General features: G+C 43.0%; 14 protein-coding genes. 1 reads left to right on the forward strand and 13 read right to left on the reverse strand.

The window, feature by feature from the left end; translation table 11 throughout:
* Positions 1 to 27: 27 nt before the first annotated feature.
* From CF394_RS06790 to CF394_RS06850, 13 genes are all read right to left on the reverse strand, one after another.
* On the reverse strand, positions 28 to 645 hold the full coding sequence (locus tag CF394_RS06790) for a bifunctional 4-hydroxy-2-oxoglutarate aldolase/2-dehydro-3-deoxy-phosphogluconate aldolase (RefSeq protein WP_094942482.1): 618 nt from the start codon (positions 643 to 645) through the stop codon (positions 28 to 30).
* A gap of 7 nt (positions 646 to 652) precedes the next feature.
* Positions 653 to 1,600: a sugar kinase gene (locus tag CF394_RS06795; protein WP_094942484.1), complete on the reverse strand. Its 948-nt coding sequence runs from the start codon at positions 1,598 to 1,600 to the stop codon at positions 653 to 655.
* Positions 1,601 to 1,608: 8 nt separating this feature from the next.
* The gene (locus CF394_RS06800; RefSeq protein WP_094942485.1) at positions 1,609 to 1,869 is read right to left on the reverse strand and encodes a cupin domain-containing protein; all 261 of its coding nucleotides are present in this window, start codon (positions 1,867 to 1,869) and stop codon (positions 1,609 to 1,611) included.
* 18 nt (positions 1,870 to 1,887) lie between these two features.
* Positions 1,888 to 3,165, reverse strand: coding sequence for a TRAP transporter large permease (locus CF394_RS06805; protein ID WP_094942486.1), 1,278 nt, complete (start codon positions 3,163 to 3,165; stop codon positions 1,888 to 1,890).
* Positions 3,165 to 3,638 (reverse strand): TRAP transporter small permease, encoded by a 474-nt coding sequence (locus CF394_RS06810; protein ID WP_094942487.1) that lies wholly within the window; start codon positions 3,636 to 3,638, stop codon positions 3,165 to 3,167. Before CF394_RS06810 ends, CF394_RS06805 begins: the two co-directional genes overlap by 1 nt.
* 12 nt (positions 3,639 to 3,650) lie before the next feature.
* Positions 3,651 to 4,679, reverse strand: a complete 1,029-nt coding sequence (locus CF394_RS06815; RefSeq protein ID WP_439332861.1) for a TRAP transporter substrate-binding protein — start codon at positions 4,677 to 4,679, stop codon at positions 3,651 to 3,653.
* A gap of 21 nt (positions 4,680 to 4,700) precedes the next feature.
* Positions 4,701 to 5,252: a 6-phospho-3-hexuloisomerase gene (gene hxlB / locus CF394_RS06820; protein ID WP_094942488.1), complete on the reverse strand. Its 552-nt coding sequence runs from the start codon at positions 5,250 to 5,252 to the stop codon at positions 4,701 to 4,703.
* Positions 5,242 to 5,877 (reverse strand): 3-hexulose-6-phosphate synthase, encoded by a 636-nt coding sequence (gene hxlA / locus CF394_RS06825; RefSeq protein ID WP_094942489.1) that lies wholly within the window; start codon positions 5,875 to 5,877, stop codon positions 5,242 to 5,244. Before hxlA ends, hxlB begins: the two co-directional genes overlap by 11 nt.
* Before the next feature lie 13 nt (positions 5,878 to 5,890).
* Positions 5,891 to 6,883, reverse strand: coding sequence for a LacI family DNA-binding transcriptional regulator (locus CF394_RS06830; protein WP_094942491.1), 993 nt, complete (start codon positions 6,881 to 6,883; stop codon positions 5,891 to 5,893).
* Positions 6,884 to 7,198: 315 nt separating this feature from the next.
* Positions 7,199 to 11,305 (reverse strand): tetratricopeptide repeat protein, encoded by a 4,107-nt coding sequence (locus CF394_RS06835; protein ID WP_094942492.1) that lies wholly within the window; start codon positions 11,303 to 11,305, stop codon positions 7,199 to 7,201.
* A gap of 210 nt (positions 11,306 to 11,515) precedes the next feature.
* The gene (locus CF394_RS06840; RefSeq protein ID WP_094942493.1) at positions 11,516 to 12,151 is read right to left on the reverse strand and encodes a DUF3226 domain-containing protein; all 636 of its coding nucleotides are present in this window, start codon (positions 12,149 to 12,151) and stop codon (positions 11,516 to 11,518) included.
* Positions 12,151 to 13,224 carry an AAA family ATPase gene (locus tag CF394_RS06845; protein WP_094942494.1) on the reverse strand — a complete coding sequence of 358 codons (1,074 nt, stop codon included), beginning with the start codon at positions 13,222 to 13,224 and terminating at the stop codon, positions 12,151 to 12,153. Before CF394_RS06845 ends, CF394_RS06840 begins: the two co-directional genes overlap by 1 nt.
* A 270-nt stretch (positions 13,225 to 13,494) precedes the next feature.
* The gene (locus tag CF394_RS06850) at positions 13,495 to 14,226 is read right to left on the reverse strand and encodes a class I SAM-dependent methyltransferase (protein ID WP_094942495.1); all 732 of its coding nucleotides are present in this window, start codon (positions 14,224 to 14,226) and stop codon (positions 13,495 to 13,497) included.
* Between the two features lie 121 nt (positions 14,227 to 14,347).
* Between CF394_RS06850 and CF394_RS06855 the strand changes: the two genes are divergently transcribed.
* The gene (locus tag CF394_RS06855) at positions 14,348 to 14,980 is read left to right on the forward strand and encodes a hypothetical protein (RefSeq protein WP_094942497.1); all 633 of its coding nucleotides are present in this window, start codon (positions 14,348 to 14,350) and stop codon (positions 14,978 to 14,980) included.
* Positions 14,981 to 14,992: the final 12 nt, after the last annotated feature.

Here is a 14,992-nt window from a genome sequence, read left to right on the forward strand (position 1 = left end):
TACGGAGTCTTCTCGCTCTCTTGTAATCTAGTTTAATCGCGCTATCCATGATTTCGTCAGTTCTGTTAGTCCCGACCAATCTTGCTTGGCAATAAGGTCTTTATCTAGTAGAGCAGATCCTGCTCCCACTCCAATGGCCCCTGCATCCAAGTAATCTCGAGCTGTAGTTTCAGTAATTCCGCCCGTTACGATGATCGGGATGTGGCCGAGTGGACCTCGCACGTCTTTAACGAAGCCACTTCCTAGGGATGCCGCTGGGAACAGTTTGACTCCAACAGCGCCTAAGGAGTAAGCGTGAGCCATTTCAGATGGTGTGTAAACTCCAGGGATCATCGGAATGCCTTGTTCCACAGCATACAGTAATACCTCATCTACAAGAGCTGGAGAAATGAGATACTCGGCTCCTGCTTCAATCGCTTCTCTAGCTTGCTCAACGGACATCACTGTACCGGCCCCGATAGATGCTTGTTCTCCAAAGTGTTGTTTAGCCAAACGGATAAGGCGAGGAGCCTCTTCCGCATCCATTGTAATTTCGAGGTACTTTACTCCGCCGTCAATCAACGCTCCTGCTATGGAGAGAAAACTTTCCTCTGGAAGTTTCCGCAAAACAGGTATGAGTGGTGATTTTTTTAGTTGGTCGATCATCGTTTCACTACCTTTCAATCACTTGGCGTTTGCCAAGGAAAACTTCCACTTCGTCTAAGTAAGGCAATCCCTCATTGTCTCCATGGACTTGCACCACCATAGACCCTACAGCGTTTGCAAAATGTAGTCTTTCTGGAACTGTCCAGCCCTGTAATAATCCATATAGATATCCACTATCAAAGCCGTCACCCGCTCCAACCGTATCTACAACTTTTTCGGCAGGAATGGCAGGCACATGAACCCAATCCCCTTGTTCCAAGTAGTACGAGCCATTGCTACCATCTTTCATAACGACCGTTTGGAACGAGTACTGGTGCAATGCCTGTCGAATCACAGTGTCATCTTTTGATTCAAATAGAATTTCTAATTCTTCTTTTGAAGTTAAAAGGTGATCCACGTATGGAAGGTAGGTCATTAGCGTGGCTCTGGCCTCTTCTTCAGACCAGAGGCGCAAGCGAATGTTTGGATCGAATGAGATTGTAACGCCTTGTGCTTTTGCAAAGTTCAGTAATTCTTCAACCAACTGACGATTCTTCTGCACGATAGCCGGGAAAACTCCAGTTACATGAAGTACTTTGGCTTGTTTGACATAGTCATACGGTAACGTCGCCACTGTAAACTTCTCTGTCGGCGATGGGTGACGGTAGTAAAACGTTCGACTGCTGCCGTCTTCCCGGATTTCTTTAAAGTTTAATGAAGTCGCATAATCTGCTTCTAGTTGCACTTCGCTGACGTCCACGCCTTCCCCACGGACCGTGTTTAAAATGTGGCGACCGAATTCATCATTACCTAGCTTACTGATCCAACCGGGGCGCAGTCCTAAACGTGCACAACCAAGCATCACATTCAGCTCAGCCCCTCCAATTTTTCGTTCGAAAGTAGATACAAAACGCATCGGCCCTCTATGTGATGGATCAAATGTAATCATTCCATCGCCTATTGTTACGATATCCATGGATTTCCCTACTTTCTTGGTGTAAATACATCTAGTAAAATGGTGTCTTCTAGTACTTCTATTTGATGTGGCACATTGCTTCCCATATAAACAGAGTGGCCTGCATGTAGATGGTGGACTGTCTCCCCTACACGAAACAGAGCTTCTCCTGATTCAATATAGGTGACTTGTTCCGCAACATGGCAATCCTCATCTCCTTTAAAACCTTTTGGGAGTTGGACTCGCACTAGTTGCATATTCGTTTCGTCTTGTAGTAATTCTCGTTGCAAGTTGTTCACCTCGTTTTTTTATTGTCCAGCTAAACTAGGAATCCATAGCGCAATCGATGGAATGTAAGCCACAAGTAGAAGGACAATCAATACGATAGCCAAATACGGAAGCACAGCCACGACTGACCGTTCAATACTCAAGTTTCCAATCTTTGCGGCAAGTAGTAAACATAGTCCGTAAGGTGGCGTGATTAAACCGATTGCTAGTGTGATAACTACTACTAAACCTAAGTGAACTGGATCCACATTAAAGATCATTGCAGAAGGTAAAATAATTGGAACAAATAGAATCATGGCAGGAATCGCATCCATGAACGTTCCGATAAATAAGAAGAATAAAATGACGATCAACAAGAACATCCATTCACTACCTATGTAGTCTGTAAAGAACTGTTGCGCCATGACAGAAACTCGGAAGTAGCTGAGCAATTCCCCAAGAGCACTTGCTGCTGCTAAAGCGAACAACGACAGAGAAGAGAGCGCCAACGTGTCCTTTAAGATTGCTGGTAGATCTTTGACCTTGATTGTTTTGTATACGAAAAGACCGATAATTAATGTGTATAGAGATGCCACTGCCGCTGCTTCCGTAGCAGTAAAGAAGCCTGTGATGATTCCTCCGATGATAATGACTGGAGTGAATAAGGCTGGCAAGGATTCAAAAGCGAGCTTTAAGAAAGTAGAGAATTTAGCTCGCTCCGACTTCTCAAAATTACGTTTTCTAGCTAAAAAGTAAACAAAGATCATCATTCCAACACCGACTAGAATTCCTGGTATGATACCTGCTAGAAACAGTGCACCTACAGAAACGTTGGCCATTCCTGCAAAGATGATCATCGGAATACTTGGTGGGATAATGACACCGATTGTAGACGATGCAGCAGTTACAGCAACAGCCGTTTCTGCATCATACCCCTTTTGCTTCATATTCGGGATGAGGATTTTCCCTACACCAGCCGTATCCGCTTGTGCAGCACCCGACACACCTGCAAACATCATGGAGACCAAAATGTTCGACTGAGCCAGACCACCTCGGATATGCCCGACCATAGTCATCGCAAGGTCAATTAGCTTTTGAGAGATTTTCCCGTGATTCATAAGGTTAGCCGCCAAAATGAACAGCGGTACTGCAAGAAGTACAAAGGAATCGATACCATTCAGCATCTTCATCGGCATCGTCACTTCGGGAATATTCGGTACTGACATAATTCCAACCAATGCGATAATTCCAATTACAAAAGCAATAGGCACACCGATTAGCATCAAGATCAAAAACAAGGCGACTAATAGAATTCCCATCACACAGCCTCCTTATTGAGTAACACTTTAATATGACTGACAATGTGATTTAGTGAATAGATCAACATTGTCACTCCCATTACCGGGATTGCAATCCAGATGTAGCCCATTTTCAGTTCAGGGAGACTGAGCCAGTTGTAATTCCAAAACGTTGTCACGGCTTCATAGCCATAGAGCGTGATGAAGAAGGCAAAGATTGCAACGATTGCATCAATCACTGTTAATAAGCTCGCACGCTTTTTCCCTTTTAGCTTCTGCGTCAAAAAATCAAAGCTAAAATGCTCTCTGCGATTCACCATGACAGCCGCTCCCATGAAGATAGCCCAGATGAACGAATAGTTGGCCACCTCTTCCGTCCAGATCACAGAAACTCCTATATAGCGCGTGACAATCTGCACGAGGATAGCAATGAAGAAAATGGAAAGAAAGATGACGCCAAGCGCCATCTGAAATTTTTCAAGCTTTTGTACCAAAGCAACCCACTCCTATTTCGCAAGACCGCGAATTGATTCTAAAATACTCTCAGCGCCAATACTTGCTGCAAACTCATCTTGAATCGGCACTGCGATTTCTTTAAATGGTGTTGTATCAATTTCATTAACTTCTCCACCGTCATTAAGCAGAATCTCTTTGTATTCCTCTTCTTGAGCATATAAAGCTTCTCTTTCTGCTTCTGTAGCAGCAGTAGCTGCAGCAAGTAGGGCGTCTTGTTGTTCCGCAGTCATTTCATCAAACTTGTTGCCGTTCACTAGAAGCAATCGAGTCGTATAATCGTGAGCCGTTTCTGTTGTAAACTTCCCGTTGTCTGTTTTGTGATGATTTTGTTGTACATAGTACGGATATGCATTTTCAGAAGAATCCACTACATTTTGTTGCAAGGCTTGGTATAATTCGCCCCATGCAACAGAAGTCGGAATAGCACCTACTTGTGTCCAGAAGTCTGAAACAACTCCAGAAGTTTGTGTACGAATTGTTAGACCCTTCGCGTCCTCAATTGAGTTCAATGGTTGTTTTCCGTAGTAATGGCGAACTCCAGCTGACCAGTAACCAACTACTTTAAAATCATTGTTTGATTTCTCGTTGATCAAAGCCGCTAGTTGCTCACCCACTTCGCCGTCTACGACTGCTTCCCAGTGCTCATAATCTTCAAACAGATAAGGAAGTGCCAACAAATCTACTTCTTTTACACCCGTTTGAGTCATAAATCCTGGCGATACAACCACTGCATCTGCAGCTCCGAGTTTCAACTTTTCTACTAGCTCGGACTCTTCAGTTCCAAGCGTTCCAGCATGTACTTCTACATCAAAATCTTCACTTGCACTTTCAAGCTCTTCTTCAAATTTGAGAAGACCTGTTTGATACGGGTTGTCAGGAGATGTTTGATTGTGAGCTACTAATAGCTTGATTTTTGTATCTGAACCCGATGAGTCGCCATCCGCTCCATTTCCACAAGCGGCCATTGTTAGAACAAGAGATGCAGTTAAAGCGAACTTCCCAAAAGTAATTGTCTTCATTAGTATTTCCTCCCCAGTAAGTTAGATGTTTGTATGTTGTTGTTTCAGTGCTTCATTAGTGAACTCTTTATTTTCACGATTTAAGTAAATGACTAAGCTATCAAGTAACAGATGTGCTGATTGATCAAACTGATTCCCGAGTGGCTGAATCGTCGTTGGTTCATGTGCAAGACGTTTTTTAGTCGCAGCCGGTATCAGCGCCACATGTCGATAGCGCTCATTTGTTTGAAACTCCGGATTCGCAGTGACGAGCAAGCTTATTGCCCCTAGAGCATTCGCCGTCTCGACAATATGCTTTGAAGCAACGGATTCTCCTGAGCCTGATAACACGAGTAAGACGTCGTCCCTACTTATACTTGGCGTTGTCGTCTCTCCTACGATGAAGACAGTGTAGCCAGCGTGCATCAAACGCATTCCAAACGCCTTGACCATCAGACCCGAGCGTCCCTCTCCGTATAAGAACAGTCTCCGCTGCTTCTGTATGTAAGACTCCATCTGAGTAAAGGCTGACCAGTCTGTTGACTCGATCACCTGACGAATTTCTTCAATCACTACCAAAGATTCATTTGGCATGCCGCTTCACTTCCTCTCGGATTTCTTGTGCTGCTACTGCTGGATGTTCGGACTTTGTAATGGCACTCCCTACAATAATGATTGCAGGTTGATAGTGACTTAGACTTGAGATGTCTTCTTTAGAAATCCCACCTGAAAGAACGAGATGAATGTCTTTTAAATCCTGATAAGGTGCGAACAATTCATCTGACCAACGACTTTCTTTCTGTTGATCGATGGGAATGTGAATGTTAAAGTAGCGAACTCCTAATCCGTATAATTCTTGAATTCTATTTGAATCGTGACAATTCATCATGTCGAGGTAAACCGATTTAGTAAAATGCCGAGAAACATCGATTACGTCCTTTATGGTCGTATTCGATGCAAAACTCATGACTGTCGTCCAGTCTGCTCCCGCCTCAAACACTTGCTCCGCTTCAGCCTTCCCCGCATCACATGTCTTCATGTCTGCAAGTACTGAAAGTCCGGGATAACTTTCTTTCATCTCTTTCACAAACTCCATACCGTATTGCTTGATGACACCGCTTCCAATCTCCACCATGTCAATCCACTCTCGTGTCTGTTCGACCAGTTCGTGACATTGGGCTTTCGTGAGTCGGTCTAATGCGAGCTGTATTTTTGTCATCGAATCCCCTCCCTTAGGTCGTTCCCCGAATAATCAATTGAGGCTCATAATAAATGACTTCATTTTTCACTTCTTTTTGATGGATCAAATCGAGTAACGTTGTTGCAGCTTGCGTTCCCATTTGAAAAGCAGGTTGCGCGATAGCGGTAAGCTCAGGTTTGATAAACGTGCTGAACGTTGTATCATCAATACTAATCAATGCAATGTCAGTCGGAATCATCAGCTGTTCATTTTGAATGACGTGGAAAATTTCAAATAACGCCAGATCATTCCCAGCAATAATGGCATCTATCTTTTGTTGTTGAAGAAGTGATTTCAACTCAAGTTGAATTTCTTCTAATGGCCTGCTCAGCACATGCACCTGGGAACCGTCCATCCCAATCTCTTTGGTATAGTCAACAAAAGCATCGACTCGGACTTTACGAGGATAGACTTGGTTGATAGCATTTGTGACTAGAAGTACGGATTCATAGCCTCTCTCTCGTAGATGATCTACAGCGAGTTGCACAGCCTTTTTGTTATCAAGTAGTAGTGCCGGCATGGTCACTTCAGGTAAAAGCCGATCTAGAAAGACCACGGGAAACTCTGTAGACTCAAGTTCTTTATAAAGATCTAGGTTTCCTCCAGTTGGGAAGACGATAAGGCCGTCCACTTGTTTGTCTCGAAGCATCTGAATGTACTTCATTTCTTTTTCCGGCATATCATCCGCGTTACATACGATGACATGAAAATCTTGTTCATGACACACGTCTTCAATGGCTCGAATGACTTGCGTCGAAAAATTATGAAGTATGTTCGAAACAATTACGCCTATCGTAAAAGTCGTTTTTTGTTTCAGAGATCTAGCAATGGTATTTGGTCGGTAGTTCAATTCTTTGATGGCAAGTTCGATTTTTTTCTTTGTCTCTAAGGACATGTATTCATACCGGTTATTGATGTACTGAGAAACTGTACTTTTGGAAACTCCAGCTTCATTTGCTACATCCATCATGGTAATTTTTTTCATCTTGCCGTCCTCCGCTTCTTCCTGTACCGATTTAGTAAACCGGTTTAGTAACTCCTTAGTAGCCAGTATAAATGAAAGCCCTTTCAAATTACAAGAGTTTTTTCACAATTTTTATTTTTTCGTTTGTGTGGTTTCGTTAGAAAGGGGGGTGTGGAATTAGGGGTTGGATTCTGGGGTGGTGGATTGGATCGTGCCAGCATCGGGATGTATCGTGCCAACATCAATCATTCGCGACAACCTCGCTCCTCCTCCTAAAAATACCTCAGAGACAAAAAAGAACCTTGCCGCAGCAAGGTTCTTCCTCTTTCTATTAACTTACAACAACCCCACCAACAGTTCATCCTCTTCCGCCAGCGCTTCAAACATTCCGTCGTGATCCTTAGCCAAAACGCTTCGGAGCAACTTACGTGCAGTGTTCTTGTTACCAAGTAGCACTTCGACTCGAGCTCGTTCGAAACGAGACGCGTCGTATTGATTGGAATCCGGCCCAAACGAATCAAGCAATGCAATTGCTGCATCGGTGTCTCCTAAATCGACGAATGCAACAGCGCGCTCAATGCGGAAGTCTTCGTGTTCTAGGACAAGGGCTGGCATGCGGTCTGTGAATGCTTTTAAATGTGGTCCTGATTTTTCTTCGTGCCAAAACTGGAGAGATTTCCAGATCATCGAGTAGAATTCGACATAATATGGATTCACAGCCAGTCCGCGCTCCAACACTTCGATGGCACCTTTAAAGTCTTCGTGTCCTGCCAAGTATTCTGCCCAGATATCGTAAAGTGGGAGGTCGTCCGGCGTGCGCTCGACCAACGAGACGATGCGTTTCTCAAATTCCGCGATATCTTTTGGTTTCGCTTTCTCTTTGATTTTCTCGCCGTAAGCAAATGTCAGCATGCGCTCGACATCTAGATTCTCCCCGTTCGAATAAGGCAGCAACACGATTTCAGCTTCGTCCGGCATGTGCGTGTTCATGTGGAACTCCGCGAGCTGAAGAGCCAATGCGACATTCTTTGGATTGCGCTTGAGGGCCGTATCATAGAACGCGAAGGCATGCCCACTATAGAAGAACATCTTGGCTCTCAGTTTTAGTGCAGCAAGGCCGGTCTCTTCCTCTTCCATCATCGCAAGGAAATGCTCACTCAGTTCCTTGGCAACGTGCGGAAGATGGTGATTTAACTGGGCTCTTGGGAACTTTCTCATATAATGCTCGAGGAACATCATCTTTTTGGATTGCTTCAAGGCCTCTACAAAATGCTCCGCATACTCTGGATTTTCCGGGTTTTTCTTCATCAAATCTCTGATGTAGTTTAGCGCCAGTTTTGCACGACCCGTAGCAAACAGGAACTGTACATATTCGAACTGCGAAGCATAGGCTCCTGGTTCGTTGCGAGCTTTCAGCAAAAATTCTTCTGCCGCTTCGACATCGTCTGCCGCATGAGCAAGAGCTGCCTTCACGACATACCACCACTCCGGATTCACTTTGTTTCTAAGCGAATCGATGTAGTGAGAAAATTCTTCGATTTTATTCTCCTCAAATGCCGCGATGACGATCGCATCGTGTCTAAACAGTTGATAGCTGTCTTGATAGCCGAAGTAGCCGATCTGCAGAACTGCTTCGTAATCTTCACGTACCATGAACAACTGGATGAGAGCCTGAATTCCTTCTTCGTGATGCGGCATCACAAGCAACAAACGTTTCAGTCGCGCCAGCAGCTCGTCTTCATTCTCTTCGTTCAGATCCACCATTTTAGCGAGTTGGTTCAACGCGACGTGGTTTCCTGCCTGTTCATACAACGCTCTCGCAACATCGCGTGTTCCCATCTGTTCATGAATCTGCCCCTCGAGTGCCAGGAGTTCTGGTGTCGTCTCACGAGACCGTATCGCAACAAACGTATCAAGCGTCCGTGCGAATAGAGCCGGTTCGTTGGAGAAGTCCACGTAATGAATCGCTAGGTCTTCTAGCTCATCCCCAGTCGCTTGCTCCATTAACTGCTCCAGTCGACTCATGACACTACGTTTAATGTCCAGATCATGAAGATTTTGATGGACAAACTGCGCCACTTCGAAGAGGTTCGACCGACCCTCTTTCGCTAAACAAGCCTCTACTACTGCAACTGCAGCTACTGTATCTTCCTGAAGGAGTAGAATGCGAGCGATGGACAACTGAATGTCGACATCATCCGATTGCAGCTCGCTTGCCTTTCGGTACAGGTCGAGCGCAAGTTCATAATTCTCCTGTTCCGCCTCTAGATCAGCAAGCACTGTATAGAGAGCAATGGCTTTAGGAAGGCTCTTAATTCCTTCTTGAAGCACGTTGCGGCTACGGTCTGAATCGCTCGAATAGATTTCGGCCATGCGAATATACGCAAACGGTTCATTCGGATCGAGTTCAAGCGACTTGCGATAGAGCTTCTCGGCCTCCTCCGTGCGTTCCTGGAACTGGCGAGCTCGTGCCATTTCGTAGACTGCATAGGCATCGGTCTCATCTTCCTTGGCAATCGATTCAAAGCGTTTGTACGCTTCTTCATACGCACCGTTGTCGAAGTAGACCAGTGCTTCTGTTGCGCGAACGAACATATCTTTTGGCGCCATACGCATAGCGACGTCCGTCCGGCGGTAAGCACGCATTCCTGAATCCAACTGCATATCGATTCGAGCGAGATAGCTGTAGGCAATCGGCTGATACGGACTCGATTCTATCGATTTATAAAGGGCCTTCTCCGCGTAGCTCAACTCACCGAGCTTCAAGTGACTGACGGCTTTCATAAACAGCGCATTTGAATTGTCTCCAAGGCCTTTAAACTTCAGCATTTCTAGGGCTTTATCGAACTCATCTTTCCAGTAGTAGTAGTGGCCTTTCAGCAATTTGACGTTTACGTGCTCCGCTCCAAATCTTTCTTCTACTAATGCCAACCACTTTTCTGAAATCTCATCTGGCACATCGTTCGAGTGCGATAAGATCCCCATGACGGCAGCCGCTACGTCTGTCGGGTGCTTCTCAAAATAGGTCACGATATGTGTGCACTGCGCCTCGTCTTCTGACGTATTACTATGAAGTTCGGCTAGCGTCTCGTGCTCTTCAAGATTAACCCAATCCCGGACAAACGCTTTGTCTTTCGGGAAGAAGACGAGGCTCAGATTGTCTCGCAGTTGATAGGCCGTTTTCAAACGGTCATAGCGCAAGTTGAACGGATGGACTTCGTTCGGATCTTGGATCTTTAGCGTCTGCAATCGGTCATCATAACCAACGACGACCTGAACATGTGCGTTCATCTCGACGAGCGTGCTGAGCATGACAGGAACTCCGGCATCGAGAAGCTTCTTATAAAGCTCCACGGTTCCTTTGAAGAACAGGCTCTCGTATCCAATCGACTCCATATACTCACGCGCGTGATGTAGCTGTGTCCCTTGGTCTTCTTTCACGGCACGGGCGATGACTTCTTGCTCTTCGTTCTGACCAAACGCCTGCAGAATGACGGCTAGCGATGCGGGAACGCAGTAGTTCACTTTCTGGACTGGTTGCTTGAGATCCAGTAACACGCGTTTCCCTTCTGCGTCTGCAGTGACGTCTTTATAAGGATGCCCTTTGAAATAATCTGGGTATTTCTTTACGTGCGAAACGAGTTCTTCCAGACAATCCAATTTGTAGAGAATGTGTGCTTCAATCGTGACAAATGAATGTTTCAAATGATGATACGGATTATTGGCGTTGACTAGGCGAAGCTCTTCTAAAGCTTGCTCGAGCTGGCCAGCAAGATAAAGTGGTGACACGCGTTCAGCTCTCAGAACGAACGAATCCGGATTCTGTTCGACAAGAGTCGTTAAGTAGTAGAGCGATTTCTCCGGCTGGCCTTCTTGCAGATACAAGTCCGCAAGCATTAAATCGAGACGGTGCTGCTTCTGCGCGCGTTCTTCTTCTGCTAGCGATTCGATTAGAACGATGGCTTCTTCGCGCTCCATCTTGTCCATCAAGAAGTGCGCTTTATAGAGCGGCGTTAGACTGCCAAGTTTTTCAAGCAAGCGGTGCTGCTCTTCCACTTCTTCGTAGCGCATGAGTGCTCCATAAATACGCGCAAGGATTTGCGTCGCCTGCACTTGAAGCTCGTGAGGGATTGGTCCGTCGAGACTTTCGACGAACACGCGATTCACGATCAGCTCTTCTGCTTTGAAAAAGCGTCCAAAGTTCGCTTCGACTCCCGCTTGCCACAATGTCGTCAGTAGTGAATTGAACTTTTTATGGGCTTGGCGTTTCAGGAAATCGGCGTACTGCGCCATATGGTTTTCATAGGCTTGTTGAATCAACTCGTTGAAGTCGTCTTCTGTATGTAGCGTTCCGAGGAATTGTTTAAGTTGAGTTAGGGATTTCTTCTCCCATAGTCGTTCTACCGTCTGGATGAGGGCTTTTTCTACTGTCGATGTTGTCATTCGTGGTCTCCGTTCGTGTGTTTTAAATGGTTTCTTTCTATCATACGACGGACGGCTGTAAAATTATAGAGATTTTTCTAACAATTTGGGGTGGGTGGATATCACATCTAAAAATTTTTCTTTCTTTTAAAAAAAGAGACCTACTTTATCCAGGTCTCGTAAATTTCACATAAGTATGAACGGTTATAAGTCTACTAACTCAATAATTTATTATAAATCAGAAATGAAATTTGTAAGAATATCCATAGCAGGATGCTCAAAATTCCAGTATCCCTTCTTTGCTCCAACCCCAACACTACTTACTATATTTGGCATTGCACCAAGATAGACTTGACATCTGGCTTTAGAAATGTTTTTTGGTGTTTCAATACTTTTGGTTTCTAAACAGCTGAAAAAATTATCTACACACTCCATGACAACATTATCTTGTTGAGTAACAATACATAAATCTTCCAGCATTGCACCAAAATTTGGGTCACCAGGCATTATGAATACTCCTACTTTGATATCTCCATCAATAGAGTAATTATTGGGCATTGTAGGATATGGTAAATCAATAGACTTCAAGATACCACAAACACTTTGAAATGCAGAATCAAAATTTTCATCAGCATCCCTTACTATAGCCACTGATTCTACATTTTCCGAAAAGCCTGTCACTTTAACTAGTGCAGCCAATTTCGTTTTTAAATTTGAAATACCTTCAATATTAATAATCTGTAAATCATCGGAAATTCCTTTAGATTTAATTAACGCTTCAAAAAAATTAACTTCATCGTTACCTTCAACCAAAATCAGTTTGCTTTTTAAAATTTCCCCTTGATTATCTGGTAGTTTTTGGGGCATCATCTTACCTCCCAGCCACTGTCAATTGCTGACTCAAGCTCTTCATAATTAAAAGTATTAGAAACAATTTCACTAGCTTGTTTTGTTCTCTCCACTCTATGATATCTAAAATCATGCTTGCATTCAGAATCACTAATTCCTTTTATAGAAGCACTCAAGCACTCATAACTATGTGTAGTGGCAAAAATTTGGCAATTATATTCTTTTGCCGCTGTACTAATAACTTCCCATAATTTATCTAGTATTGAGTAATGTATTCCATTTTCAATTTCATCAATAAGTACTACTCCATTTTTATTTGATACGATTGCAAGAAGAATTGTTAGAAGTCTGGATATCCCATCCCCCATATAAGAAAGTGGGATTTTAGTCCCGATACCTATATCACCATAAATCATTGAGATATTGTTTGATAAGGTAATTGACGAAAGAGATTTTAATCTAGGTTCAATTATCTTTAAAAAGTCTATTATCACATCAGATTGTCCTTTAATATCTAATTCTCCAAACCTTACTGCATTTTCACTTGGGTGTGGATGAGCTTTTGCTGCTAAAAAATTCGCACTGATATCAGACGGACGAGCTTCAATAGCTTCAAGTTCAATCCCAGCATTATTTAATCTAAGAACTATTTTTTGCTCTTTCAAGTTGCTACTTTTTATTTTGATATTTAAAGAATGTGATGCGCTTACATTATCGTCTGTCCTAATTTGACCATCATTACTTTTTACAGATATTACTTTATTAACCTCATCTTTATAATTAATATACATAGTCTCTGTGAAACTTTTCTGATCTAGTACTTCAATAGTAATTTCATTACTTAAGGTATAATCTTTAAATATTGGTGCAAATACAGTTTCAGGTTTTAATGCTAATTCTCCTACACCTCTCCAACTATATTGCCTCATAATCATATTTGGATTTAATCTATCATAAAAAAGAAAAATAGCTTCTAGAATAGAAGTTTTCCCAGCGTTATTTTTACCTCCTAATAAATTTATTCTACCAACATCTTTCAGAGCAAAGTTTTGAAGACCTTTGAAATTATTTATTTTTACAGATTTTATCATGTAGTCACTCCTAATTTCTTTTTAGGTAAACTTATCCATACAAATATAATATACACGATTTATAATCTTTTCTATTGACTTCCTAATAATTATTTTAAAAGTATATTCTCACTAAACTTCATAGGTTATTGTAATCAAGATTATTAATACATCCAAAACGGACAATGAGTTAAATAACATCATGATTATAAAAATTTTATTATCTATACTTCATTTTTTTACAGGAGCATTTTTAATATTTAGTTGTTATTCAAAACATTTATAATCCCCCTATCCTTTAATCTGTACGTGATAAAAATACGCAAACTTTTTAAACTCGGTTTTTCTAGAAAGGGTTTCTTCCAATTGGATCTGAAGACCTTCCTCTCCGGAAACGCCTTCGCAGTAATCCATAAACACGCTGAGTCCCCGCACCTGAATCTCCACATCACGTAACCATGACTCAATTTCAGTCAAAGGATGGAGAACACGGTCATCCACCTGCTTCTTTATAGTTTGCCCTATGAGCGAGTCAAACGGCTCAAACAGTTCGAGTAACCGCTCCGGATCATCAGCAAAACGGGACCACTCAACCCCTTCCGTGCGAAACGACTGCTCGATCGCTTTCGCAGCAGGGTTTTCCACAACTAGTGAAAGCTGACCACCCGGCCTCAGCTGCTCAACTAATCTCTGCAACACAAGTCGAGGCCGGTCGCAGTGAGCCAATACATTGTGGCAAGTGATCAAATCGAATTTCTCATCACTCGAAAACTTGTAGTGCTCAATATTCGCAATGTGATAGTCGATTGACAGATTTTCAACCGATGCGAGATAGCGACACCTCTGGATGGCCTTGAAATGTTTGTCGACTCCAAGAATAGATGCCTCTGGATAGCGACTAGCAAACTCCCGAGTCATCCATCCTTCGCCACAACCGACATCCAGAATCGCAGAATCTTTAGAAACCCTAGGTAACTGTCGCAACAACAAGCTATAAAAATGATGTGGAATATAGGTCTGCATAGGCGCCTCCACAAGATACAAAACTTTATTTTAGTTTACCAGAGAATCATTGGAACTTTTTAACACAACTATTCGTTTTATAGGAAAAGCTCGTACTACTACGGTTGAAGGAATTTCAAATATGAAAAAATATAGTGTCCCCTTAGCTCTTTTCAATAGCGGATTGTTACTACTTTACATGATTTTAGAGCTTGTAGAGGCCAGCACTTTTCCGTTCGCAGTCGTTGTTTTTGTAAGTTTCGGACTGTCCTTGCTCCTTTCATTATATGTTCTGATCTCGCAAAACTGGAGACCCTTCGCTATTCAAATCAGTGTCCTGGTCTTCGCAGTAAGCATCCCTCTTCTCTTTCAGATCGAAGTGAACTACTATCATTTCTTAGATGATCGAGAGCAGCTTATCGAAATGCTTGAGAATGGGGAGCTCGAGAAGACTTCTGATGATGGTTCTAGTGTCAGCTATCTCACGCCAGATGCCTATAAACGCGCAGTTGGTTCGAATCAACTCCCTGTAGTCAGCCATTCTGAAAACGAATTTTACGTCAAATTTTGGGTGGATGAGCCCATCTTCAATCCGAATGGAGCGTTTGAAGGGTTTTTGTATTCTTCGAATGGGGAGTTTCCCACAACCGACAGCGCTCTGTATTTCTACGAATACAAACAGATCGATGCGAATTGGTACTATGTCTCGGATTACTCGAGCGATTTAGAAGAAAATTGTCTGTTCCTTTGCGGAGACATCATTATAAACGACTAAAAATACAATTTG

The organism is Tetzosporium hominis (genome assembly GCF_002265435.1).
Lineage (GTDB): Bacteria > Bacillota > Bacilli > Bacillales_A > Planococcaceae > Chryseomicrobium > Chryseomicrobium hominis.

Bases quoted from the DNA above. Each gene is read 5' to 3' on its own strand.
- CF394_RS06790 (WP_094942482.1), bottom strand. From the start codon at position 645: ATGATCGACCAACTAAAAAAATCACCACTCATACCTGTTTTGCGGAAA.
- CF394_RS06795 (WP_094942484.1), bottom strand. From the start codon at position 1,600: ATGGATATCGTAACAATAGGCGATGGAATGATTACATTTGATCCATCA.
- CF394_RS06805 (WP_094942486.1), bottom strand. From the start codon at position 3,165: ATGGGAATTCTATTAGTCGCCTTGTTTTTGATCTTGATGCTAATCGGT.
- CF394_RS06815 (WP_439332861.1), bottom strand. From the start codon at position 4,679: ATGAAGACAATTACTTTTGGGAAGTTCGCTTTAACTGCATCTCTTGTT.
- hxlB (WP_094942488.1), bottom strand. From the start codon at position 5,252: ATGCCAAATGAATCTTTGGTAGTGATTGAAGAAATTCGTCAGGTGATC.
- hxlA (WP_094942489.1), bottom strand. From the start codon at position 5,877: ATGACAAAAATACAGCTCGCATTAGACCGACTCACGAAAGCCCAATGT.
- CF394_RS06830 (WP_094942491.1), bottom strand. From the start codon at position 6,883: ATGAAAAAAATTACCATGATGGATGTAGCAAATGAAGCTGGAGTTTCC.
- CF394_RS06835 (WP_094942492.1), bottom strand. From the start codon at position 11,305: ATGACAACATCGACAGTAGAAAAAGCCCTCATCCAGACGGTAGAACGA.
- CF394_RS06840 (WP_094942493.1), bottom strand. From the start codon at position 12,151: ATGCCCCAAAAACTACCAGATAATCAAGGGGAAATTTTAAAAAGCAAA.
- CF394_RS06845 (WP_094942494.1), bottom strand. From the start codon at position 13,224: ATGATAAAATCTGTAAAAATAAATAATTTCAAAGGTCTTCAAAACTTT.
- CF394_RS06850 (WP_094942495.1), bottom strand. From the start codon at position 14,226: ATGCAGACCTATATTCCACATCATTTTTATAGCTTGTTGTTGCGACAG.
- CF394_RS06855 (WP_094942497.1), top strand. From the start codon at position 14,348: ATGAAAAAATATAGTGTCCCCTTAGCTCTTTTCAATAGCGGATTGTTA.